Source organism: Vibrio sp. 2433-A1 (genome assembly GCF_056726085.1).
The window spans coordinates 42,074-65,401 of the sequence record NZ_JBRESC010000010.1 but is presented as its reverse complement, the minus strand read 5'-3'; the positions used below and the strand labels follow the sequence as shown (position 1 = coordinate 65,401).

Genomic DNA, 23,328 nt, shown 5'->3' with positions numbered 1-23,328 from the left:
GTGACCAATGTCACAGCTTCGAGTAAGATTAGCGACCTTTTTCTGCGCAGCAGCTGACACACTTTTTTCCTCGTCAGTTGCCTTTCAAGTTGCGTAAGAACAACTAATATTTATAGACCCATTTTCGAATTAAATAGATGAGGTAGTCGATTCATGACATTTGCTTTGGGCCAGCGCTGGATCAGCGATACGGAAAGCGATCTAGGTTTAGGAACCGTTGTAGCATTGGATGCTCGTACTGTGACACTAATGTTTGCAGCTTCTGAAGAAAACCGAGTTTACGCTCGAAATGATGCGCCGGTAACCCGAGTAACCTTTAACGCTGGAGACGTGATCGAAAGCCAAGAAGGGTGGTCTCTTAAAGTTGAGCAAGTGGTCGAAGACCAAGGCCTATTTAGCTACGTGGGTCAACGTGAAGACAGTGGTGAAGAAGGTGTGGTTCTACGTGAAATCATGCTCAGCAACCAAATCCGTTTTAACAAGCCGCAAGATAAGTTATACGCCGGTCAAATAGATCGTATGGATAACTTTGTGCTGCGCTACCGCGCCCTGATGAACCAGTATGAGCAGCACAAGAGCCCAATGCGTGGCCTATGTGGCATGCGTGCAGGTCTTATCCCGCATCAGCTATACATTGCCCATGAAGTAGGCCGCCGTCATGCTCCACGTGTATTGCTTGCTGATGAAGTAGGTTTAGGTAAAACCATTGAAGCAGGCATGATCATTCATCAACAAGTGTTAGCGGGTCGTGCTGAGCGTATTCTTATTGTGGTACCTGAAACACTGCAACACCAGTGGCTGGTGGAGATGATGCGTCGTTTTAACCTACACTTCTCTATCTTTGATGAAGAGCGCTGTATTGAAGCGTTTGCTGACTCAGACAACCCATTTGATACACAGCAATATGTACTGTGTTCGCTAGATTTTTTACGTAAGAGTCGTAAACGTTTTGAGCAAGCTTTAGAAGGCGAGTGGGACCTACTGGTTGTTGATGAAGCGCACCATCTTGAGTGGAGCCCTGAAAAACCAAGCCGTGAATACCAAGTGGTTGAAGGCTTAGCTGAGCGTACAGCTGGCGTCTTACTGCTGACTGCAACGCCAGAACAGCTTGGCCGCGAAAGTCACTTCGCTCGCCTGCGTCTACTCGACTCTGATCGCTTCTTTGATTACGAAGAGTTCGTGAAAGAAGAAGAGCAATACGCACCAGTAGCAGACTCAGTCAGTGCCTTGTTCTCCGGTCAAAAGCTTGCAAACGAAGCGAAAAACCAAATTACTGAGCTACTTTCAGAGCAAGATGTTGAGCCGCTGTTCCGTATCATTGAAAGTGATTCAGACGAAGAAGCTAAAGCGGCAGCGCGTCAAGAATTGATCGATAACCTGATGGATCGTCACGGTACTGGTAGAGTGCTGTTCCGTAACACTCGTGCTGCAATCAAGGGTTTCCCAGTTCGTAACGTTAATTTGCTACCCATGCCTATTCCTCAGCAGTACACCACTTCAATGCGTGTCTCTGGCATGATTGGCGGTAAGATCTCACCAGAAGCTCGCGCAGTGAAAAACCTCTACCCAGAAGAGATTTTCCAAGAGTTTGAGGGTGAAGACTCAAGCTGGTGGCAATTTGATAGCCGCGTAAACTGGCTACTAGAGAAAATTACTGATAAGCGCAGTGAAAAGATTTTAGTTATCGCCTCTCGTGCAAGTACGGCACTGCAATTAGAGCAAGCACTGCGTGAACGTGAAGGTATCCGTGCGACGGTCTTCCACGAAGGTATGTCGATTCTTGAGCGTGATAAAGCAGCCGCTTACTTTGCTCAAGAAGAGGGCGGCGCACAGGTCCTTATCTGTAGTGAAATCGGTTCAGAAGGTCGTAACTTCCAGTTTGCTAACCAGCTAGTGATGTTCGACTTGCCGTTCAACCCAGACCTGCTTGAGCAACGTATTGGTCGTTTGGATCGTATTGGTCAAAACCGCGATATCGATATTCATGTTCCTTATCTACAAGGCACATCTCAGGCGATTCTAGCGCGTTGGTTCGATGAAGGTCTGAATGCATTTGCTGAAACGTGTCCAACCGGCCGCACTGTGTATGACAAATACTCAGATCGCCTTATCGAGATGCTAGCATCTGGCGATACGTCTGATTTAGATGATGTGATTGCCGAATCTGCAGCAATGAACAAAGAGCTAAAAGCGCAACTAGAGCAAGGCCGTGACCGTCTGTTAGAGATGCACTCTAATGGTGGTGATAAAGCGCAAGCTATTGTTGAGAAGATTGCCGCGACTGACGGTGATACGAATCTTGTGACGTTTGCTCTGAGCCTGTTTGATACCATTGGCCTCGATCAAGATGACAAAGGTGAAAACGCACTGGTTGTAACACCATCAGAGCACATGTTGGTACCTAGTTACCCAGGCCTGCCATATGAAGGGGCAACGATTACCTTTGATCGCGAAACGGCGTTGTCACGTGAAGATATGAACTTTATCAGTTGGGAACACCCGATGATCCAAGGTGGTATCGATCTGCTGATGAGCGAAGGCGTGGGTACTACCGCGGTATCACTGTTGAAGAACAAGGCGCTGCCTGTTGGCACCATGCTACTTGAGCTTGTGTACAAGGTAGATGCTCAAGCACCTAAGCGCAGTGGTATTAGCCGCTTCCTACCGACGACACCTATTCGTATGATGCTGGACGGTAAAGGCAATGACCTTTCTGCTCAAGTAGAGTTCGAGAGCTTCAACCGTCAGTTGAGCCCTGTTGGTCGTCATATTGCGACTAAGCTAGTGGCGTCAGTTCAAGCGCAAGTGCACCAACTGATTGAAGCGGGCGAGAAGTTGATTGTTGAAAAAGTTGAGGCAATCCGTAATCAAGCTCAACAAGAGATGCAAGTAAGCTTGAACTCTGAGCTAGAACGTCTGCAAGCGTTGAAAGCGGTTAACCCGAACATTCGTGATGAAGAGATTGAAGCGATTGATGCGCAAATTAAAGAGCTAACAGGCTACATCAGCCAAGCTCAGTATCAATTGGATTCTCTACGTATGATTGTTGTCACCCACAACTAATTTTCGTCGTATTTGAAGTTGCAGCGTTGTTGCTACACGCACTCCCCCCAATCACATAGTGGAACTATGCTCATGGGGATTCGTTTGTGTATCGCCTAGCTGCAACGTCAACTACTTAGAAAATCTGAGCAATAAAATTATGGCAATGACCGAATACAACCCGCCACATGAACCTTGGGTTGATATCGTATTTGAAGATCAGCACATCTTGGTGGCGAACAAGCCTTCGGGACTACTTTCTGTTCCTGGTCGTTTGGCGGAGCACTATGACAGTATGTGGTCACGCTTGGTCGAGACCTATCCAGACATTCAAGTGGTACATCGACTGGACATGGATACCTCTGGCTTGATGCTATTTGCCAAGCACAAAGAGGCAGAACGTTCGCTTAAAAAGCAGTTTCAGTATCGTCTCACCCACAAAGTCTACTATGCGCGAGTATGGGGACACCCAAAGCAGCAAAGTGGACAAGTTGATTTGCCTTTGATTGGTGATTGGCCAAATCGCCCGAAACAGAAAGTGTGCTATCAAGATGGTAAGCCATCGCAGACTTTATATCAGGTGGTTAAGCAGGAAGAGAAAACTGCGATTGTGTGTCTATTGCCGATAACAGGACGCTCTCATCAATTAAGAGTTCATATGCAAGCACTAGGGCACCCTATTGTTGGTGATGAGTTCTACTCCGAAGGGGAAGCATTTGCATTTTCTGAGAGACTTGAGCTTCATGCTGCTGAACTGAGCTTTTACCACCCTGATAGTGAACTAGTGCAAACTATCTTCATCCCATGTGACTTTTATCTTGAAGCAGAAAGCGTAATCTTTAACTATTTCAATCCAGTAAAAGAGTTACCAGACTATAAAAAGCTGCCTCGCCCATAACAGATACGGATAACTGCTGGCAGTACAAGGAGAAGTTATGTCGCTGCCAACGGTTGTTTTTCTCGATCGATCTACGATCCCCCTACAGATCGAATTACCTCAATTGCCATTTGTTCATCAATGGCTCGAATACGATCTCACATCTCCCGATCAAATTGTTGAACGCTTGCAAGACGCGCATATCGTCATCACCAATAAAGTGGTTTTAGATCGTGATGTCTTAAGTCAGTTACCTAAGCTAAAAATGATCGCTATTGCTGCAACTGGGTTTAATAACGTCGATGTTCAATGCTGTCAGGAGCAGGGTATTGCTGTGGCGAACGTTCAAGGTTACGCCACTCAGTCGGTACCTGAGCATGTGGTTGCGATGATGTTTGCGCTTAAACGCAACTTAAAAGGCTATCACAACGATATCGCCGCCGGAGAGTGGCAGCGCAACAAGCAGTTTTGTTTCTTTACTCACCCGATTAGTGATACAGCAGGTTCAACGCTAGGCGTGATTGGTAGCGGCGCACTCGGCCAAGCAACGGCAGCTTTAGCAAAAGCGTTGGGCATGCAGGTATTGTTTGCTGAGCGTAAAGAGGCAGAGCAGTGTCGAGAGGGCTATGTGCCATTTGAGCAAGTTTTGGCTACTAGTGATGTGGTGACATTGCATTGTCCTCTTAACGAACAAACTCGTCATTTGATCGGACGCCAAGAGCTTTGTTCAATGAAGCCAAGTAGTATCATCATCAATACAGGCCGTGGTGGTTTAGTTGATGAAGAAGCTTTGATTGATGCTTTAAAAGAGGGAGTTATTCGGGGCGCAGGGTTTGATGTCTTCACTGATGAGCCAGCCGATGAAAGTAACTCTCTCATTGCCAACATGCATCTACCTAACTTGTTACTTACCCCTCATATTGCTTGGGGCAGCGATTCGTCGATTCAAAATCTGGCGAATATCCTCATCGATAACATTGCCGCGTTTGTTGAAGGAAGAGAGCAAAATCGTGTCGTTTAGTTCAGTGGTTCACTTGCTTTAAGCTTTGCAAGTTCTTGGTTGAAGATAGCCATTAACTCTTTAGCTTGTGGGTGAGCTTTTGAGAACAATAAATAGCTGTCGTTAGATAAAAACGCTTTAGGGTGAAAGGTGATGAGCGATTGAGTCTCTATTGGAAGTTTGTTAAGTGCAAACATTCCAATGTGTTTCTCTTCTGGTACTAGTTCAACACGGCGGTATTTTAGTAGTTGAAAGGCTTTGAGTGGGTTTTCGACCCGATTGATTTCTACCTGCCCACTTTCTAGTAGGGTATCGAGCTCTTCGCCATAGCTATAACCTAAACCTCCCCCAAGCAGTTTTCCTTTGAGGTCTGCGAGGTTTGTCCATTCAAAGGGCGTATCTCTAAGGTGGAAAAAGACAAATTTTTCTTGCGCGACAGGATCGCTGAACCAGAAAAATTCCTCACGCTCTTCAGCGTACATCCATACTGCCGTTGCGACGAATTCACCTTCACTAGCCTTTTTATAGGCGCGTTTCCACGGAAAGAAATGAAACTCAACTTTATAGCCTTGAGCAGCAAATACCTTCTCAATGGTTTGCCCCACGTGGCCAAAGCCTTCGAGTTGTTGGCCAATAAATGGCGGCCATTCACCAGCTGCAATACGGATAACCTTGTCATCTGTTACTGCAAAGCAACTGGTGGAGATTAGCAGGAAAAGCATGCTAATTGCTTTAAGGTGTTTAGTCATAGTCCTTTACCTTTATCTATCCATAGTTTAGCCGTATAAGAAGGACAGGATAAAATATTAGTCTATAGGCATAAAAAAAGCTGGTCGAGTGACCAGCTTTTTTGTTGTTACTTGATGCGAAGATTACAGCGCAGCAATTGTTGCTTTTTGCTCTTCAAGCTTGGCTAGTGTCTCTTGGTAGCCAACTAACTTCTCACGTTCTTTCGCGATAACCGCTTCAGGCGCCTTAGCAACGAAACCTTCGTTACCTAGCTTACCTTCGATGCGCTTGATTTCGCCGTGCGTTTTCTGCACTTCTTTATCAAGACGAGCAAGCTCAGCGTCTTTGTCGATAAGACCCGCCATTGGGATCATCAGTTCAGATTGACCCACTAGCTTAGTCGCACATGCTGGAGTGTCAGCGCCATCAGTAAGAACAGTTAGGCTATCTAGTTTAGCAAGAGAATTCAGAACGACCTTGTTCGCTTCGATACGCGCTGCGTCTTTCTCGTTAGCAACTTTGATCATTACTTCTAGACCTTTGCTAGGTGCAATGTCGTACTCAGCACGTAGGTTACGGATAGCCGTGATGAAAGTCTTAACCCACTCGATGTCTTCTACGATCTCAGCGTTGAAGTTCTCTTCGTTAAACTGAGGAAGCGCTTGAAGCATGATGGTTCTTTCTTCAGAATCAGGGCCTTCAACACCGTCAATCAGCGGTATAACGCTCTGCCAGATAGACTCAGTGATGTAAGGAAGCACTGGGTGAGCAAGACGTAGCGTCTTCTCTAGCACAGTGATCAGCATGTAGCGAGTCGCCTGTTGCTGAGCTTCTGTACCTTTCCATAGAACTGGTTTAGTTAGCTCTAGGTACCAGTCACAGAATTGGTTCCAGATGAATTCGTAAAGCGTGTTTGCTGCCATGTCTAGACGGTAGTTGTCTAGGTGAGCGTTAAACTCTTTCGCTGCTAGTTCAAACTGAGATTCAATCCACTTATCTGCTAGAGAGAATTCCATGTTTGCACGGTCTTCAGCTGATAGTGACATGCCACAATCGTGCTCTTCTGTGTTCATCAATACGTAACGGCTCGCGTTCCATAGCTTGTTACAGAAGTTACGGTAACCTTCAAGACGCTTCATATCCCAGTTGATGTCACGGCCAGTAGAAGCCATTGCAGCAAGAGTGAAACGTAGGGCGTCAGTACCGTATGGTTCGATACCGTTTTCGAAAGTCTTACGCGTGTTCTTTTCGATCTTCTTCGCTAACTGAGGTTGCATCATGTTGCCACAACGCTTCTCTACTAGAGATTCAAGGTCGATACCATCGATCATGTCGATAGGGTCAAGTACGTTACCTTTAGACTTAGACATCTTGTCGCCGTTTTCGTCACGGATTAGGCCCGTCACGTAAACTGTCTTGAATGGTACTTGCGCTTTACCATTTTCATCTTTGTTGAAGTGCATGGTCATCATGATCATACGCGCAACCCAGAAGAAGATGATGTCGAAACCAGTTACTAGAACGTCTGAAGGGTGGAATGTCTTCAGGTCTTCAGTTTGTTCTGGCCAGCCTTGAGTACCGAACGTCCATAGTGCAGAAGAGAACCATGTATCAAGTACGTCGTCGTCTTGGCGCAGAACAACAACAGGTGCAAGGTTGTTGTTTGCACGTACTTCTTCTTCAGTACGACCTACATATACGTTGCCGTCGTTGTCGTACCATGCTGGGATACGGTGACCCCACCAAAGCTGACGAGAGATACACCAGTCTTGAATGTCGCGCATCCAAGAGAAGTACATGTTTTCGTACTGCTTAGGAACGAATTGAATCTCACCATCTTCAACCGCTTTAACAGCAGGCTCTGCAAGAGGTGCAGCACGTACGTACCATTGGTCAGTTAGCATTGGTTCGATAACCACGCCACCACGGTCACCGTAAGGTACCGTTAGGTCGTGATCTTTGATTTCATCAAGAAGACCTAGTTCTTCAAACTCAGCAACGATCGCTTTACGAGCAGCGAAACGTTCCATACCGTGGTATTTAGCTGGTAGCTCAGTAGAGTAAACATCGCTTACTTCACCGTTAGTAGTGAAGACTTCAGCCGCATCACGGATATCAGCATTGAACGTTAGGATGTTGATCATTGGCAGTTGGTGACGCTTACCAACTTCGTAGTCATTGAAATCGTGCGCAGGCGTGATCTTCACACAACCTGTACCTTTTTCCATATCTGCGTGATCATCACCTACGATAGGGATAAGACGGTTAACGATAGGAAGTAGGATCTCTTTACCGATAAGATCTTTGTAACGTGGATCTTCTGGGTTTACAGCAACACCAGTATCACCAAGCATGGTTTCTGGACGAGTTGTCGCAACAACAATGTAGTCTTTACCTTCTGCTGTCTTCACGCCATTTGCTAGCGGGTAGCGGAAGTGCCACATGTGGCCTTTTTTGTCTTTGTTTTCAACTTCAAGATCAGAAATTGCAGTGTGCAGTTTAGGATCCCAGTTTACTAGACGCTTACCGCGGTAGATTAGGTCTTCTTCGTATAGGCGAACGAATACTTCTTGAACTGCATTAGACAGACCATCATCCATCGTGAAACGCTCACGGTCCCAGTCTACAGATGCACCAAGGCGACGAAGCTGCTTAGTGATAGTGCCGCCAGATTCGTTTTTCCATTCCCAGATTTTGTCGATGAAAGCATCACGACCGTAATCGTGTTTAGTTTTGCCTTCTTCTGCAGCGATCTTACGCTCAACAACCATCTGAGTTGCGATACCAGCGTGGTCAGTACCTACTTGCCAAAGAGTGTTTTTACCCTTCATACGCTCAGCACGGATTAGAGTATCCATGATCGTATCTTGGAACGCGTGGCCCATGTGCAGGCTACCAGTGACGTTCGGTGGCGGGATCATGATGCTGTAAGCTTCTTTAGTCGTGTCACCGTGTGGCTTGAAGTAGCCTTTCTCTTCCCAAGCTTGGTATAAAGCTTGTTCGATTGAAGTTGGGTTATATGTCTTTTCCATAGTCGCCTTTTTTCTCGTCATATTTGGTCTGATAGCGGCGTTAACGGCATTCACAAACCCTAATCAAATACTCAATGTATATTCATAGAGATTTGCTCTATTGTTGCCTTGCTCTAAGCCCAACTATTTAGAGAAAATCTTATCTGGTTGATGGTAAATCTGAGTCAATCTTTATAAGTGAACTCTCTAAATGGAGAGCTTAACTATAAGGATTGACCGGTTGCATATTTTGTTGCTAGGGCCTGTTGACCTTTCGCGGTTAAATTTTGTTCGAGATAAAATCGTTATAGGCGCGGCAAGGGGTGTGTAGCCTAGTCATTCTAAGTAAATACCCCTTAACAAAGCATAAAACGATTTTAGCCGAACCCTTCGGGCAGCGTTTGTGGTTCATTTCTACTGCGTTATCGGCTTTTCATGTAGGCAAGCTACATTTCAAAGCCTCTGCCTGCTCTTGTTTGTAAAGAAATAGAAATTTTCCACAAATAGCTGCAAAAATCAGCTCGAAAGGTCAGCAGACCCTATCTATGTACGATCTCGATCGTTTGTAGCTGATAGCCCGCTTGGCGGTAGATTTTATATCTTTCTCGCGCCAGTTGCTTGGCTTTTTCTTCGCAAGGGACGAAGTCTACCACCTCAGCAAACTTGTTCGCAAAGGTTGTATCATTTTCCGCCAAATTTATTACTAATTGTCTATTCCAAGAAGGCCTTACGCCTTGGTAGCCGATTTCAATGTTGGTTGCATATTTCGGCCCTTCGCCAACGAGATTATGGGCGATAAACTCTTTGGCATCGACTTGCCAGAACAATTCAGCAATCTGTTCGGCATGAGCCTTGTCATGGCAGTTGAGGTAAACCTTAGCGTTTTGTTTGGCAAAGTGCCTAGCAAGAAATAGTACATATTCACCAAACCCTTCAGCTTTCGCCTGAGGAGAATCGGGAGTGATAATGTAAAACGTCGCGTTTGCCATGCTTGTCTCAGTCTACTTAATCGAGAGATACAAAAAAGGGCCTTACGGCCCTTTTAAACAATGTGAGGATTATTCCTCTGCGTCTTGGCCACTGCGGTTAAGCAAGAATTGGACAAGCATTGAGACTGGACGGCCTGTAGAGCCTTTTGCAGCGCCTGACTTCCACGCAGTACCTGCGATGTCAACGTGCGCCCAGTGGTATTTCTTAGCAAACTTAGATAGGAAACAACCCGCAGTGATAGTACCGCCCGGGCGGCCGCCGATGTTTGCCATATCGGCAAACGGGCTCTTCAGCTGCTCGTGGTACTCGTCTGCCATCGGTAGACGCCATGCACGGTCGCTTGCTTGCTCAGAAGCGTTAACCAGTTCGTGAGATAGAGGATTATGGTTTGAGATAACGCCGCTAATGTGGTGGCCTAGTGCGATAACACAAGCCCCCGTTAGCGTTGCTACATCAACTACACACTCAGGTTCAAAGCGCTCAACGTAAGTCAGCGCATCACACAGTACTAGACGGCCCTCAGCATCAGTGTTTAGCACTTCAACTGTTTGACCTGACATGGTAGTTAGAATGTCACCTGGACGGTAAGCGTTGCTGCCTGGCATGTTTTCGCAGCCTGCTAGAACACCAATAACATTGATTGGTAGGTTCAGCTTAGCTAGCGCTTTCATTGTACCGAATACCGATGCTGCCCCGCACATGTCGTACTTCATCTCATCCATGCCTTCGCCTGGCTTAAGTGAAATACCGCCTGAATCGAAGGTTAGACCTTTACCAACCAGTACAATTGGTTTTGCTTCTGGATCTGGGTTGCCCTTGTACTCCATGATAGACATCATAGATTCGTTTTTAGAGCCACGACCTACTGCTAGGTATGAAGTCATACCTAGTTTTTCCATCTCTTGCTCACCAATGATCTTAGTTGTCACTGTCTCGTAGTCATCCGCTAGGCGACGTGCTTGAGAAGCTAGGTAAGCAGGGTTAGCGATGTTTGGCGGCATGTTGCCAAGGTCTTTCGATGCTTTTACACCAGAAGAGATGGCAAGACCGTGTGCGATCGCTTTCTCGCCAAGGTTTAGCTCACGACGTGTTGGTACGTTGAATACAAGCTTGCGTAGTGGACGACGTGTCTCAGGTTTTTGACTCTTGAATTGATCAAAAGTGTAAAGGCCGTCTTTAGTCGCTTCAACTGCCTGACGTACTTTCCAGTATGTGTCGCGGCCCTTAACGTGCAGTTCAGTTAGGAAACATACTGCTTCCATCGACCCTGTCTCGTTAAGTGTGTTGATGGTCTTTTGAATAATTTCTTTGTACTGGCGCTCGCCTAGCTCACGTTCTTTGCCGCAACCGACGAGCAGAACGCGCTCAGATAGCACTCCTGGTACTTGATGAAGCAGGAGCATTTGCCCCGGTTTACCTTCCAGATCACCGCGACGAAGCAATGAGCTGATATAGCCGTCACTGATTTTATCTAGCTGCTCGGCAACTGGAGAAAGGCGACGTGGCTCGAACACGCCTACCACGATACACGCGCTGCGTTGTTTCTCTGGACTGCCACTTTTTACACTGAACTCCATGCGTACTCCTACATCCTGAAGACAAATAGAACTAAATGTTAGATAATGCCATCTTACTTGTTGATTCCTTACTCGGAACTATCTTTAAATAAGCGTATTAACAGTTAGCCAAAAAATTTAAAAATAAAAGGTTCAACGGGAAACTATAGTGATTCAATTAAAAAAACAAGTTTTGTGTAGGTAATTTCAGCGTGATTATTGTTAGATATTTGATCCGCGAGACACTGAAGAGTCAATTAGCGATATTTTTTATCCTTTTTTTAGTGTTCCTCAGCCAAAAATTGATCCAAGTGCTGGCTGATGCCTCAGATGGTGATATCCCGGCAAGTTTAGTCATGCATTATGTCGCACTGAGCATGCCATCGATGGGATTATTGATGCTGCCGCTGAGTTTATTCTTGGGTATTTTGCTGACATTTGGCCGTTTGTATGCGGAAAGTGAAATTACCGTGATGAATGCGACAGGGATTGGTAACAAATTCCTGATCCGTGCTGCGCTATACCTAGCGGTGATTACCGGTTTAATTGCTGGCTTCAATTCGTTCTACTTTTCGCCATACAGCCAAGATAAGTTGGTGCAGCTTCAAGAAGAAATGGAAGCTGAAAATAGCGTAGACCTGCTGAAGAAGGGCCATTTCCAAGGTACCCCAGATGGTTCTTCGGTGGTGTTTATCGATGATGTCGATGGCAAACAACTTAAACATGTGTTCGTTGCTCAGATGCGACCACGTGATTCCATTTTACCGAGTGTCTCGTTTTCACAGTCTGGTGAAGTGAAAGAACTCAGTGACGGTCGCCAAGTGATTCGTATGTATGATGGTACTCGCTATGAGGGAGTACCAACTCGTGTTGACTACATGGTGACAGATTTTGACCAGTATGAAGGTCTTATCGGTCAGCGAGACGTAAAACGTAAAGGTCGAGACTGGGAAGCTCTGCCGACTCTGGAACTGATGAAAAATCCTGATCCACGCGCTCAAGCTGAGCTGCAGTGGCGAATCTCATTGGTGGTTTGTATTCCACTGCTGACGATGTTGGTGGTGCCATTATCGGCTGTTAACCCTCGTCAGGGACGTTTTGCCAAGATGGGACCAGCGATTTTGATCTACTTAGCGTATTTCTTATCGATCAGTGCGACCAAGTCGGCGTTGGAAGATGGTTCAATACCGGCCATAGTGGGTATGTGGCCAATCAACGCAGCTCTGCTATTGACCGCAATTGGTATTAACTCGATGGACAGTATTACTGTTCGCCGCTTTAAAGATAAACTAAGACAAAGAAAAAATAAGGCAGCGTAAGTCGTGTTTAAAATTCTCGATCTGTATATCGGCAAGACAATCATTGCCACTACTTCTTTAGTTCTGGCGACCTTTGTTGGCCTGTCTGCGATCATCAAATACGTTGAGCAGCTGCGTAAAGTGGGTCAAGGGAGTTACGATTTACTTCAGGCGCTATTTTTCGTGCTACTGAGTATTCCGCGTGATATCGAAATGTTCTTTCCTATGGCGGCTCTATTAGGCGCTCTAATTGGTCTAGGCATGTTAGCGTCAAGTTCTGAACTTGTGGTGATGCAGGCTGCAGGTTTCTCTAAGTTAGATATCGGTCTTTCGGTATTGAAAACTGCGGTTCCGCTAATGATTATGGTAACACTACTTGGTCAATGGGGGGCACCGCAAGCGCAAAAAGCCGCCCGTGATCTACGTTCAATGTCTACCTCAGGTGGCGCGCTGTTATCCGTTAGAACAGGGGTATGGGCGCGAGATGCCAACGACTTTATCTTTATCGGTAAAGTGGAAGGTGACACTATTTATGGTCTGAATATGTGGCGCTTTGATGAGAACAAGCATCTAGAGAGTGTGGTGTATGCTAAACGAGTCGATTACGTATCAGACAACACTTGGACGATGAAAGATGTTCAGTTAACGGAAATGGGGGATGAAATTGAGATTTCCAAGCATACCCTTCCTGAGTACAGTTGGACAACCTCGCTAGCCCCGGACAAGCTTGCAGTTGTGACGGTGAAACCAGAAGAACTGTCATTAGGTGGATTATACAATTATGTCAGCTATCTCAAAGCGTCAGAGCTAGATCCATCTCGTTATGAATTGGCGTTTTGGCGTAAAGTGACTCAGCCGTTCTCTATCGCAGTAATGATGTTGATGGCTCTGTCGTTTATCTTCGGCCCACTGCGTAGCGTGACCATGGGGGCGCGTATTCTTTCTGGTGTGATAGCAGGCTTTACTTTCTATATCTCCAGTGAGTTCTTCGGTCCGTTAAGTTTGGTATATAACATTCCACCTGTGTTTGGTGCGGTGATGCCAAGTATCGTGTTCTTAACCATTGCCTTGATTTTGTTGCGACGAAAACTGTAGCAAGATATCCAATAAAAAACGGCAGCCTAATTAGGTTGCCGTTTTTGTTTAGTTTGCAGTTTGGTTTCTTACGTCTGGGTGCTTAAAGGAGTTTCTTCAAACGATACAGCTCTTCCAGTGCCTGACGTGGGGTCAAATCATCTGGGTCGATATTAGCTAGCGCTTCTTCCACTTCACTTGGCTCTGGAATCAGGCTTAATTGGTTAGCAATATCCACCGCGCTGCTTGGCGCAGACGATACTTCGTTTTGACCGAGTTGTTCAAGCTGAGTCAACTTAGCGCGTGCATTCTTAATCACGCTCTTTGGCACACCAGCTAAGCCGGCCACTGCAAGACCGTAAGATTTGCTCGCCGCACCTTCTTGGACCGCATGCATAAAGGCAATGCTATCACCGTGCTCAACCGCATCTAAGTGAACATTAGCTAAGTGTGGGATCTGATTTGGCAGCTCAGTTAGCTCAAAGTAGTGAGTAGCAAACAAGGTCATTGAACCTAACTCTTTGGCTAACCACTCAGCGCTCGCCCAAGCAAGCGATAAACCATCATAAGTACTGGTACCACGACCGATCTCATCCATTAACACTAAGCTGTTGGCCGTTGCGTTGTGCAGAATATTGGCTGTTTCTGTCATTTCGACCATAAAGGTTGAACGGCCTGAAGCTAAGTCATCTGATGCGCCAATACGAGTGAATATACGATCCACTGAGCCAATCTGAGCTGACTCCGCAGGGACATATGAACCAATATGAGCCATCAGTGCGATAAGTGCTGTTTGACGCATATAGGTTGACTTACCGCCCATGTTTGGACCGGTAATGATCAACATCTTACGCTGTGGATTTAAGTCTATTGGGTTGGCGATAAACGGCTCGTCCATTACTTGCTCAACCACAGGGTGGCGACCTGCTTGAATATGAATACCCGGCTCTTTGGTTAGGTTAGGGCGACAGTAATCAAGGCTATCCGCGCGCTCGGCTAGGTTCTGGAGTACATCAATTTGCGAAACCGCAGAGGCTAGATTTTGCAGTTGCTCCAGATGCGGCAGAAGTATGTCAAACAGCTCTTCCCACAGCTGCTTTTCTAGCGCGAGTGCTTTTGACTTAGAGTTAAGTACTTTATCTTCGTGCTCTTTAAGCTCAGGAATGATGTAACGCTCAGCGTTCTTTAGCGTCTGACGGCGTACATAGTGTGGTGGCACTAAATGGCTTTGACCGCGGCTGACCTGAATAAAGAAACCATGGACATTGTTGTAGCCAACCTTGAGTGAGTCGATGCCGTGACGTTCACGTTCATCTTGCTCCATCTGCTCTAAGTATTCAGTAGCACCGTCAGCCAGTTTACGCCATTCATCTAATTCGGCATTGTAGCCTTCAGCAATGACGCCGCCATCACGAATAACGACTGGTGGGTTGTCTTTGATTGCGCGCTCTAATAGCTCACAAACCTCATTCATAGGTGCGGCATATTGCGCTAACTTGGTTAAGTAAGAGTGGTTGAGCGAGCCCATCAGTTCAGACAGTTCTGGTAACTGCTGCATCGCAAAGCGCAGGCGAGCCATATCGCGTGGGCGAGCACTACGCAGCGCCAAACGTGCCAGAATACGTTCAATATCACCAATCTGCTTAAGTACTGGGTGTAAGTCACCAAACAGTGCTTCATCTTTCAGCTCTGAAATGGCATCAAGGCGGTGATTAAGCGTATCGATGTCGCGCATAGGTTGATGTAGCCAACGCTTTAGCATTCGGCTGCCCATTGCGGTTGCTGTATGATCGAGCACTTCCGCTAGCGTGTTATCAGTGCCGCCGGCGAGATTCTGTGTCAGTTCAAGGTTACGGCGAGTTGCGGCATCAAGAATGACAGAATGATCTTGGCGATCAAACGTCAATGAACGAATGTGGGGGAGGGCGGTACGTTGAGTATCTTTAACGTACTGGATCAAACAGCCTGCAGCACACAAACCAAGTTTGGCATTTTCAACGCCGAAACCAACAAGGTCACGAGTACCAAACTGTTGGTTCAACTGCTGCTTGGCAGTATCGAGTTCAAATTCCCACACTGGACGCCGGCGATTACCTTTGCGCGCAGACATCAGGTGCACTGGTTCAAAGTCTTCTGGGAACAGCAGTTCGCGTGGAGAAGTACGTTGTAGCTCTGCAGCCATCGCCTCTTCTGTTTCTGGCTCCATAAGTTGGAAGCGACCAGACGTGACATCTAGTGTTGCGTAGCCAAATTTACCGTTATGGTAATAAATCGCCGCGATCAGGTTATCTAAACGCTCTGATAGCAATGCTTCATCGGTCACGGTACCAGGAGTGACAATACGTACCACGGCGCGTTCAACGGGTCCTTTGCTGGTTGCTGGGTCGCCAATTTGTTCACAAATCGCCACCGACTCACCAAGCTGAACCAGCTTTGCTAAATAACCTTCAACCGCGTGGAAAGGTACACCCGCCATCGGGATCGGTTCACCAGCAGAAGCGCCGCGCTTAGTCAATGAAATATCGAGTAATTGAGAGGCGCGTTTGGCATCGTCATAGAAAAGCTCGTAGAAATCGCCCATGCGATAGAACAACATGATGTCGGGGTTCTCTGCTTTTAGCTTGAGGTACTGCTGCATCATGGGAGTATGTTTTTGCTTTTCTTTCTCAGGTAACGCTTTCACAGGCAAAATCTTTCGTTTATTTCTATTGCGGCTTAGGATACGTGAATAGCCAGTGAGCGAAAAGATGCAAAAGGGGATTTGGACATGGAATCACAGCAAAATCAGGCAAAGCAACTCGGAAACTTACTTGAGCAACACCAATTGGTGATGACGACAGCTGAGTCTTGTACTGGTGGCGGTGTTGCTACGGCAATTACAGACATCGCTGGTAGTTCCGCTTGGTTTGACCGCGCGTTTATTACTTACAGCAACGAAGCTAAGATGGAGATGCTTGGTGTCGAATACGATACCCTTGAACAGCATGGTGCAGTGAGTGAACAAACCGTGGTTGAAATGGTGCAAGGCGCTTTGAAGCATTCGCATGCCAATATTGGTGTTTCGATTAGTGGTATTGCCGGCCCTGGAGGTGGAACCGAAGCAAAACCTGTCGGTACAGTTTGTTTTGCTTGGGCAGATAAACAAGGTTGGCAGAAAGTAGCAACGTATTGTTTCTCTGGCGATAGGGCAGAGGTACGAAGTAAGGCGGTAGAGTGTGCACTGACAGTACTGTATGAAGAACTGGTTAGCCGAGATTAAAAACTAACTGGTGAATTTTAAGTTATTAAAAATCAGTTATATATCACTAAAAAGCAAAAAAAAACCATATAGCTATAGACACTGTATGAATCAACAGTATAATGACTTTCATTGATTGTTCAGAGTATACGACTGAACGGAAGAATTTAGATCGATAATCATCAGTACAAGATGAATCATTTGGAGAAAGTGATGGACGAGAACAAACAGAAAGCGCTCGCCGCTGCGCTAGGTCAGATTGAAAAGCAATTCGGTAAAGGTTCAATCATGCGCCTTGGTGACAACCGCGCAATGGACGTAGAAACAATCTCTACTGGTTCACTTTCTCTTGATATCGCCCTAGGTGCTGGTGGCCTTCCGATGGGCCGTATCGTAGAAATCTACGGTCCTGAATCATCGGGTAAAACAACGCTAACTCTTGAGTGTATCGCTGCGGCGCAAAAACAAGGTAAAACTTGTGCGTTTATCGATGCAGAGCACGCACTTGATCCTGTTTACGCGAAGAAGCTTGGTGTTGATATTGATGCACTTCTTGTTTCTCAGCCAGACACGGGTGAGCAAGCTCTTGAAATCTGTGACGCGTTAGCTCGCTCAGGTGCTATCGACGTAATGGTTGTTGACTCGGTTGCTGCTCTAACGCCTAAAGCGGAAATCGAAGGCGAAATGGGCGACAGCCACATGGGTCTTCAAGCGCGTATGCTTTCTCAAGCTATGCGTAAGCTAACAGGTAACCTGAAGCAGTCTAACTGTATGTGTATCTTCATCAACCAAATCCGTATGAAGATTGGTGTGATGTTTGGTAACCCAGAAACAACAACGGGTGGTAACGCACTTAAGTTCTACGCATCGGTTCGTCTTGATATTCGCCGTACTGGTTCAATCAAAGAAGGTGATGAAGTTGTCGGTAACGAAACTCGCATCAAGGTTGTGAAGAACAAGATCGCTGCACCGTTTAAACAAGCTGAAACACAAATTCTATATGGCCAAGGCTTCAACCGTGAAGGTGAGCTAATTGACCTAGGTGTTAAGCACAAGCTAATCGAAAAAGCGGGCGCATGGTATAGCTACAATGGCGATAAGATCGGTCAAGGTAAAGCGAACGCAGGTAAGTTCCTACGTGAGAACACTGAAGCGGCTAAAACTATCGACGCTAAGCTACGTGAAATGCTGCTTTCACCAGCAGAAGTTCAGCCGGATGACGCTGAACTAGGCCAAATGCCAGAGCAAGAAGAGCTATAACACAGCCCTACGAATTTGAAGCCCTGCTTATGCGGGGCTTTGTCGTATTTAGAATATGAGAATTTAATCCGACATGTTCCAAAGAAAACCACCAACACTGTCGAGTAAAGAAGCTGCTATTCAACTGCTCAGTCGCCGCGATCATGGTGAGTATGAGGTGTATCAGAAACTTAGCTTGAAAGGTTATGAGGATGATGCGATTCAAGAAGCGATTAATTTTTGTTTAGATCATAACTACTTAGATGATCTTCGCTACGCTAAGAGCCAAGTGAGACAGCATGTCTATAAAGGACATGGTGAGCGCCGTATTCGCCAAGAGCTCAATCAAAAGCGAGTTTCTGAATCCGTGATTGAAAAAGCGATGGAAGAAGAGCCGCAGGATTGGTTCGAACTGGCCAAAAGTGCTGCAGTGAAGAAATTTAAAGGAATTAAGGCAAAAGACCAAAAAGAGTACGCAAAGCAGGTGCGTTTTCTCCAATATCGCGGTTATAGCTTTGAGCAAATCAGCTATGCACTCAGTTCAGAGAACGAGGATTGAGAGCAAAAACTCCCTTCAATTTGACTATTTAGTTTCAATTCCTCAAGCAAAAAGCTCTTTTACGCAAGAAAACTAGTCGTAGCGCTAACCATGATCTACAATAGCGCAAAATTCTAACACGACTATTTTCAGGAAGAGCTGCATGTACATGAGCACTGATGAGGTTCGTAACGCGTTCCTTAAGTTCTTTGAAAGCAAAGGACACCAAATCGTAGACAGTTCATCGTTGGTTCCACATAACGATCCAACCCTGCTATTCACAAACGCAGGTATGAACCAATTTAAAGATTGCTTCTTAGGCGCCGAAAAGCGTGCCTACACACGAGCAACTACGGCTCAGCGTTGTGTACGTGCAGGTGGTAAACATAACGACCTTGAGAACGTTGGTTTTACAGCTCGTCACCATACTTTCTTCGAAATGCTAGGTAACTTCAGCTTTGGCGATTACTTCAAAGAAGACGCGATTGCTTTTGCGTGGGAATTTCTAACTGAAACGCTACAACTACCAAAAGATCGCCTATTGGTAACAGTATACGAGACAGATGACGAAGCATTCGATATCTGGAACAAGAAAGTAGGCGTTCCTGCTGATCGTATCGTCCGTATCGGCGACAAAGAAGGCGGTAAGCAGTTCGAATCAGATAACTTCTGGACAATGGGTGACACAGGCCCTTGTGGTCCATGTACTGAAATTTTCTACGATCACGGTGAGCACATCTGGGGTGGTCGCCCTGGTACACCAGAAGAAGACGGTGACCGTTTCATCGAGATCTGGAACAACGTATTTATGCAGTTCAACCGTCATGCTGATGGCACGATGGAACCGCTACCTAAGCCTGCTGTTGATACAGGTATGGGTATCGAGCGTATTTCTGCAATCATGCAGGGCGTTCACTCAAACTACGAAATCGATGTATTCCAAAAGCTAATCAAAGCGACAGCAGAGGTTGTTGGTCACGAAGACCTATCAAACCAATCGCTACGCGTTATCGCTGACCACATCCGTTCTTGTTCATTCCTAATCGCTGATGGCGTTATGCCTTCAAACGAAGGTCGCGGTTACGTTCTACGTCGTATTATTCGTCGTGCCGTTCGTCACGGTAACAAGCTAGGTGCACAAGGCGTATTCTTCCACAAGCTTGTCGGCGTATTAGCTGAAGTGATGGGCAGCGCCGCTGACGAACTTAAAAAGCAACAAGCCGTTGTTGAAAAAGTACTTCGTATTGAAGAAGAAAACTTTGGTCGTACATTAGAGCGTGGCATGGTTATCCTCAATGAAGCACTCGATGCACTTGAAGGCAAAGAGCTTGACGGTGAAACAGTATTTAAGCTTTACGATACTTACGGCTTCCCTGCTGACCTAACTAACGACGTTGCTCGTGAGCGTGATTTCACTATCGACGAAGCCGGTTTTGAGAAAGCGATGGAAGAGCAGCGTCAACGTGCTCGTGAAGCAGGCCAATTTGGTACTGACTACAACGCAACGATCAAAACTGAAGCTGAAACTGAATTCTGTGGTTACACTGGCACTCAAGGTAACAGTTATGTCGCTGAAATCTTCATTGAAGGTGAAGTGGCTGAATCTCTATCGGCGGGCGACAAAGCGATCATCATCCTTGGTGAAACACCATTTTATGCAGAATCAGGCGGTCAGTGTGGTGATGCTGGTGTACTTAAAACTGAGTCAGGTCTATTCAAAGTAGAAGATACTCAGAAATTAGGTAACGCAATAGCGCATCACGGTGTTCTAGTGGAAGGTGTGCTAGCGAAAGGTGATGAAGTTGAAGCGGTTGTCGATGCTGAGCGTCGCGCGGCTATCTCTCTAAACCACTCGGCAACGCACTTACTTCACGCAGCTCTGCGCCAAGTTCTTGGTGAGCATGTTGCGCAGAAAGGTTCGCTTGTTAAGCCTGAAAACCTACGTTTTGATTTCTCGAATCTAGAAGCGGTAACGCCAGCGGAACTGAAAGAAGTTGAGCGCCTTGTGAATGCTCAAGTTCGTCGCAACCACGTGATTGAAACGAATATAATGGATATCGAGTCTGCTAAACAGAAAGGTGCAATGGCACTGTTCGGTGAGAAGTACGATGATGAAGTTCGCGTATTGTCTATGGGCGAGTTTTCAACGGAGCTGTGTGGTGGTATCCATGCTTCAAACACGGGTGATATTGGTCTGTTTAAGATTACCTCTGAAGGTGGTATCGCAGCAGGTATCCGTCGTATCGAAGCGGTAACGGGCGAAGCAGCACTGGATGCTATCGAAGAACAACAAGCTAAATTCGAAGAGAAGCTTGTTGAGTCGGCGCAAAAAGCGAAATCTCTAGAGAAGGAGATCCAGAAACTTAAAGACAAGATGGCTGCTGCGGAAAGCGCAAACATCATGGGTAAAGTTCAGGATATCAACGGTACTAAAGTGTTAGTTGCTGCTCTAGAAGGTGCGGATAACAAGAACCTACGTACTATGGTTGATGACATCAAAAACCAAGTAGGTAGTGGTGTGATTCTACTGGCTAACATCAACGACGATAAGATTGGCCTAATTGCTGGCGTAACTAAAGATCTTATTGGCAAAGTGAAAGCGGGCGACCTAGTTAAGATGGTTGCTGAGCAAGTTGGTGGTAAAGGTGGTGGTCGTCCAGACATGGCTCAAGCAGGTGGTACTGATGTTGCTGCACTGCCTGATGCTATTCAGTCTGTGCAACCATGGCTAGAAGAACGCCTATAAATCTAACTTTATAAATATTTACGCTCAATCACTTGTTTGATTGAGCGTAATTTTTTTGTCCTAACCAAGTGGTTTAATTGGCTAATATACCAAGTGCCGATTAAATGACTTGGTTTTTGTTATTACTACTACAGGCAATATTCAACATATTGAATGTGGTTCGAATGAGACTTTGCTCTCGGGAAGGTGAAGACTGGTGAACAAGCCCCTTATCGTGCAAAAGTTTGGCGGAACATCGGTGGGTTCAATTGAAAGAATCCATACGGTTGCTAAACACATCATTAAGGCGAAAGATGATGGTAATCAAGTTGTCGTAGTTGTATCTGCAATGTCTGGTGAAACCAACAGGCTGATGGATCTAGCTAAACAGGTAGATAGTGTTCCTACCGCACGTGAACTTGATGTTTTGCTCTCTGCTGGTGAGCAAGTGTCGATGGCATTGTTGGCAATGGCACTAAATAAAATGGGCTATTCAGCTCGCTCACTTACCGGAGCTCAAGCAAACATTGTGACCGATAACAACCACAATGATGCGACGATTAAACACATTGATACTACCGCGATAAACCAGCTATTAGCGCAAGACCAAATTGTTATTGTGGCGGGCTTTCAAGGTATCAATGAAAATGGGGATATCACTACGTTAGGCAGAGGTGGTTCTGATACCAGTGCTGTCACACTTGCTGGCGCGCTTAACGCGGCAGAGTGTCAAATCTTTACCGATGTCGATGGTATCTATACCTGTGACCCACGTGTTGTTCCTAATGCTCAGAAGTTAGACGTGATTGATTTTCCATCGATGGAAGAGATGGCGCGTAAAGGTGCCAAAGTTTTGCACCTGCCATCGGTTCAGTACGCATGGCAGCATAATGTCCCTCTGCGTGTTCTTTCTACCTTTGATACCGATGGCGGTAGCTTGGTGAAAGGGCAGGAGTGTTTATCCTCAGTGTGCGGTGTCGCGATTCAGCGTGATATGTGCTTGATTCAAATCGAGCCTGACATGCTGTGTGGATTGAAAAAACAGTGTCAGATGTTGGGTGTGACTATCTGGAATGTGATCGAGCATCCAGAATGGATAGGTGTCGTTGTAAAAGGTGATGCTTATTCAAAACTGGAACTGGTTTTCAACGACAAAATCCGTAATAGTGAGACGGTAAGTTTACTGACCGCTGTGGGCCTAAAGGTCGAAGGACTGGTTGAAAGGTCATTTGCTCTGCTCACTGAGCAAGGTATTCATGTCAAACATTATGCGGTGAGTAGTCAGTCACTTATGTTGATTCTGTTACCCGAATGCGTCGACAAAGCGGCTAACATACTGCATGATGCTTACATAACTTCTGCAGAGGCAGTCGATTGCCTGCAAAAACATGCCTTTTTAGGCTAGATTCGAGACATAATTGAGTTTACGAAAATATAACTTTTGTTGGATAATAACCTCGTAGCAAGATAAATCAGAGATTACTCAAGGAGCACAGAATGCTAATTTTAACTCGCCGCGTTGGCGAAACTCTAATGATCGGTGATGAAGTAACAGTAACTGTACTAGGTGTTAAAGGTAACCAAGTACGTATCGGTGTAAATGCACCGAAAGAAGTGTCTGTTCACCGTGAAGAAATTTACATGCGCATTCAGGCAGAGAAAGGTAATGGTAACGTTGCATCTGGCAACTACTAATTACAAAGAGAGGCTGACAGTTTGTCAGCCTTTTTTGTATGTGAACGGTATCTATTTATAGGAAAAAGAGCGAATTAGCATCGCTTTGATTAAATAGCCAACGGTTGAAAGACTTTTTACTATTTTTGCCAAGAAAATGTTTGACATATTTTTGGTAAATCGTAATATGTGCCTCCGCAAGACGGTGAGGTGGCCGAGAGGCTGAAGGCGCTCCCCTGCTAAGGGAGTATACGGCTTGATACCGTATCGAGGGTTCGAATCCCTCCTTCACCGCCATTCTTGCACTTCTTCTTTTGAAGAGCTTTAAAACAACTTT

Annotated in this window: 16 protein-coding genes and 1 tRNA gene; 12 read left to right on the top strand and 5 right to left on the bottom strand. The window is 45.9% G+C overall.

The annotated features are described in order from the left end of the window. The first annotated feature begins 153 nt into the window (after positions 1–153). The 3 genes from rapA (at position 154) to ACU01J_RS11845 (ending at position 4,940) form a co-directional block, all read left to right on the top strand. A complete protein-coding gene (gene rapA / locus ACU01J_RS11855) occupies positions 154–3,063 on the top strand; it encodes an RNA polymerase-associated protein RapA (protein WP_481085893.1) in 2,910 nt (969 codons plus the stop codon). Positions 3,064–3,202: 139 nt separating this feature from the next. After that, positions 3,203–3,940, top strand: coding sequence for a bifunctional tRNA pseudouridine(32) synthase/23S rRNA pseudouridine(746) synthase RluA (rluA, locus tag ACU01J_RS11850; RefSeq protein ID WP_481085892.1), 738 nt, complete (start codon positions 3,203–3,205; stop codon positions 3,938–3,940). Between the two features lie 37 nt (positions 3,941–3,977). Next, on the top strand, positions 3,978–4,940 hold the full coding sequence (locus ACU01J_RS11845) for a D-2-hydroxyacid dehydrogenase (protein ID WP_481085891.1): 963 nt from the start codon (positions 3,978–3,980) through the stop codon (positions 4,938–4,940). Here the strand turns inward: ACU01J_RS11845 and ACU01J_RS11840 are convergent. The 4 genes from ACU01J_RS11840 to pepA form a co-directional block, all read right to left on the bottom strand. Next, positions 4,937–5,668 carry a substrate-binding periplasmic protein gene (locus tag ACU01J_RS11840; protein ID WP_481085890.1) on the bottom strand — a complete coding sequence of 244 codons (732 nt, stop codon included), beginning with the start codon at positions 5,666–5,668 and terminating at the stop codon, positions 4,937–4,939. The genes ACU01J_RS11845 and ACU01J_RS11840 overlap by 4 nt on opposite strands. Positions 5,669–5,791: 123 nt before the next feature. Continuing rightward, positions 5,792–8,680, bottom strand: a complete 2,889-nt coding sequence (locus ACU01J_RS11835; protein WP_481085889.1) for a valine--tRNA ligase — start codon at positions 8,678–8,680, stop codon at positions 5,792–5,794. A gap of 518 nt (positions 8,681–9,198) precedes the next feature. Beyond that, positions 9,199–9,648, bottom strand: a complete 450-nt coding sequence (locus tag ACU01J_RS11830) for a DNA polymerase III subunit chi (RefSeq protein ID WP_481085888.1) — start codon at positions 9,646–9,648, stop codon at positions 9,199–9,201. 69 nt (positions 9,649–9,717) lie between these two features. Further along, complete coding sequence (gene pepA, locus ACU01J_RS11825) at positions 9,718–11,226, bottom strand: leucyl aminopeptidase (protein WP_481085887.1); 1,509 nt, start codon at positions 11,224–11,226, stop codon at positions 9,718–9,720. A gap of 191 nt (positions 11,227–11,417) precedes the next feature. Between pepA and lptF the strand changes: the two genes are divergently transcribed. After that, a complete protein-coding gene (gene lptF, locus ACU01J_RS11820) occupies positions 11,418–12,524 on the top strand; it encodes an LPS export ABC transporter permease LptF (RefSeq protein WP_481085886.1) in 1,107 nt (368 codons plus the stop codon). Positions 12,525–12,527: 3 nt separating this feature from the next. Beyond that, a complete protein-coding gene (gene lptG, locus ACU01J_RS11815) occupies positions 12,528–13,598 on the top strand; it encodes an LPS export ABC transporter permease LptG (protein WP_481085885.1) in 1,071 nt (356 codons plus the stop codon). Positions 13,599–13,680: 82 nt separating this feature from the next. Here lptG and mutS read toward each other — a convergent pair whose 3' ends face one another. Beyond that, on the bottom strand, positions 13,681–16,218 hold the full coding sequence (gene mutS / locus ACU01J_RS11810) for a DNA mismatch repair protein MutS (RefSeq protein ID WP_481085975.1): 2,538 nt from the start codon (positions 16,216–16,218) through the stop codon (positions 13,681–13,683). A gap of 126 nt (positions 16,219–16,344) precedes the next feature. Here mutS and pncC point away from each other — a divergent pair, with 126 nt between their 5' ends. The 7 genes from pncC to ACU01J_RS11775 all read left to right on the top strand — a co-directional run bounded on the left by pncC (position 16,345) and on the right by ACU01J_RS11775 (position 23,288). Continuing rightward, positions 16,345–16,836 (top strand): nicotinamide-nucleotide amidase, encoded by a 492-nt coding sequence (gene pncC, locus ACU01J_RS11805; RefSeq protein WP_481085884.1) that lies wholly within the window; start codon positions 16,345–16,347, stop codon positions 16,834–16,836. Positions 16,837–17,028: 192 nt separating this feature from the next. Continuing rightward, positions 17,029–18,075: a recombinase RecA gene (gene recA, locus ACU01J_RS11800; RefSeq protein ID WP_481085883.1), complete on the top strand. Its 1,047-nt coding sequence runs from the start codon at positions 17,029–17,031 to the stop codon at positions 18,073–18,075. Between the two features lie 73 nt (positions 18,076–18,148). Continuing rightward, positions 18,149–18,613 (top strand): recombination regulator RecX, encoded by a 465-nt coding sequence (recX, locus tag ACU01J_RS11795; protein ID WP_481085882.1) that lies wholly within the window; start codon positions 18,149–18,151, stop codon positions 18,611–18,613. A 142-nt stretch (positions 18,614–18,755) separates the two neighbouring features. Beyond that, complete coding sequence (alaS, locus tag ACU01J_RS11790; RefSeq protein WP_481085881.1) at positions 18,756–21,338, top strand: alanine--tRNA ligase; 2,583 nt, start codon at positions 18,756–18,758, stop codon at positions 21,336–21,338. A 196-nt stretch (positions 21,339–21,534) separates the two neighbouring features. After that, positions 21,535–22,722, top strand: coding sequence for an aspartate kinase (locus ACU01J_RS11785; RefSeq protein ID WP_481085880.1), 1,188 nt, complete (start codon positions 21,535–21,537; stop codon positions 22,720–22,722). A gap of 92 nt (positions 22,723–22,814) precedes the next feature. After that, positions 22,815–23,012 (top strand): carbon storage regulator CsrA, encoded by a 198-nt coding sequence (gene csrA / locus ACU01J_RS11780; RefSeq protein ID WP_004415691.1) that lies wholly within the window; start codon positions 22,815–22,817, stop codon positions 23,010–23,012. A gap of 183 nt (positions 23,013–23,195) precedes the next feature. Beyond that, positions 23,196–23,288 (top strand) — tRNA-Ser (locus ACU01J_RS11775). Positions 23,289–23,328 lie beyond the last annotated feature (40 nt).

Excerpts from the sequence above, each read along its gene's own strand:
- rapA (WP_481085893.1), top strand. The coding sequence starts at position 154 with ATGACATTTGCTTTGGGCCAGCGCTGGATCAGCGATACGGAAAGCGAT.
- rluA (WP_481085892.1), top strand. The coding sequence starts at position 3,203 with ATGGCAATGACCGAATACAACCCGCCACATGAACCTTGGGTTGATATC.
- ACU01J_RS11845 (WP_481085891.1), top strand. The coding sequence starts at position 3,978 with ATGTCGCTGCCAACGGTTGTTTTTCTCGATCGATCTACGATCCCCCTA.
- ACU01J_RS11840 (WP_481085890.1), bottom strand. The coding sequence starts at position 5,668 with ATGACTAAACACCTTAAAGCAATTAGCATGCTTTTCCTGCTAATCTCC.
- ACU01J_RS11835 (WP_481085889.1), bottom strand. The coding sequence starts at position 8,680 with ATGGAAAAGACATATAACCCAACTTCAATCGAACAAGCTTTATACCAA.
- ACU01J_RS11830 (WP_481085888.1), bottom strand. The coding sequence starts at position 9,648 with ATGGCAAACGCGACGTTTTACATTATCACTCCCGATTCTCCTCAGGCG.
- pepA (WP_481085887.1), bottom strand. The coding sequence starts at position 11,226 with ATGGAGTTCAGTGTAAAAAGTGGCAGTCCAGAGAAACAACGCAGCGCG.
- mutS (WP_481085975.1), bottom strand. The coding sequence starts at position 16,218 with ATGATGCAGCAGTACCTCAAGCTAAAAGCAGAGAACCCCGACATCATG.
- pncC (WP_481085884.1), top strand. The coding sequence starts at position 16,345 with ATGGAATCACAGCAAAATCAGGCAAAGCAACTCGGAAACTTACTTGAG.
- recA (WP_481085883.1), top strand. The coding sequence starts at position 17,029 with ATGGACGAGAACAAACAGAAAGCGCTCGCCGCTGCGCTAGGTCAGATT.
- recX (WP_481085882.1), top strand. The coding sequence starts at position 18,149 with ATGTTCCAAAGAAAACCACCAACACTGTCGAGTAAAGAAGCTGCTATT.
- alaS (WP_481085881.1), top strand. The coding sequence starts at position 18,756 with ATGTACATGAGCACTGATGAGGTTCGTAACGCGTTCCTTAAGTTCTTT.
- csrA (WP_004415691.1), top strand. The coding sequence starts at position 22,815 with ATGCTAATTTTAACTCGCCGCGTTGGCGAAACTCTAATGATCGGTGAT.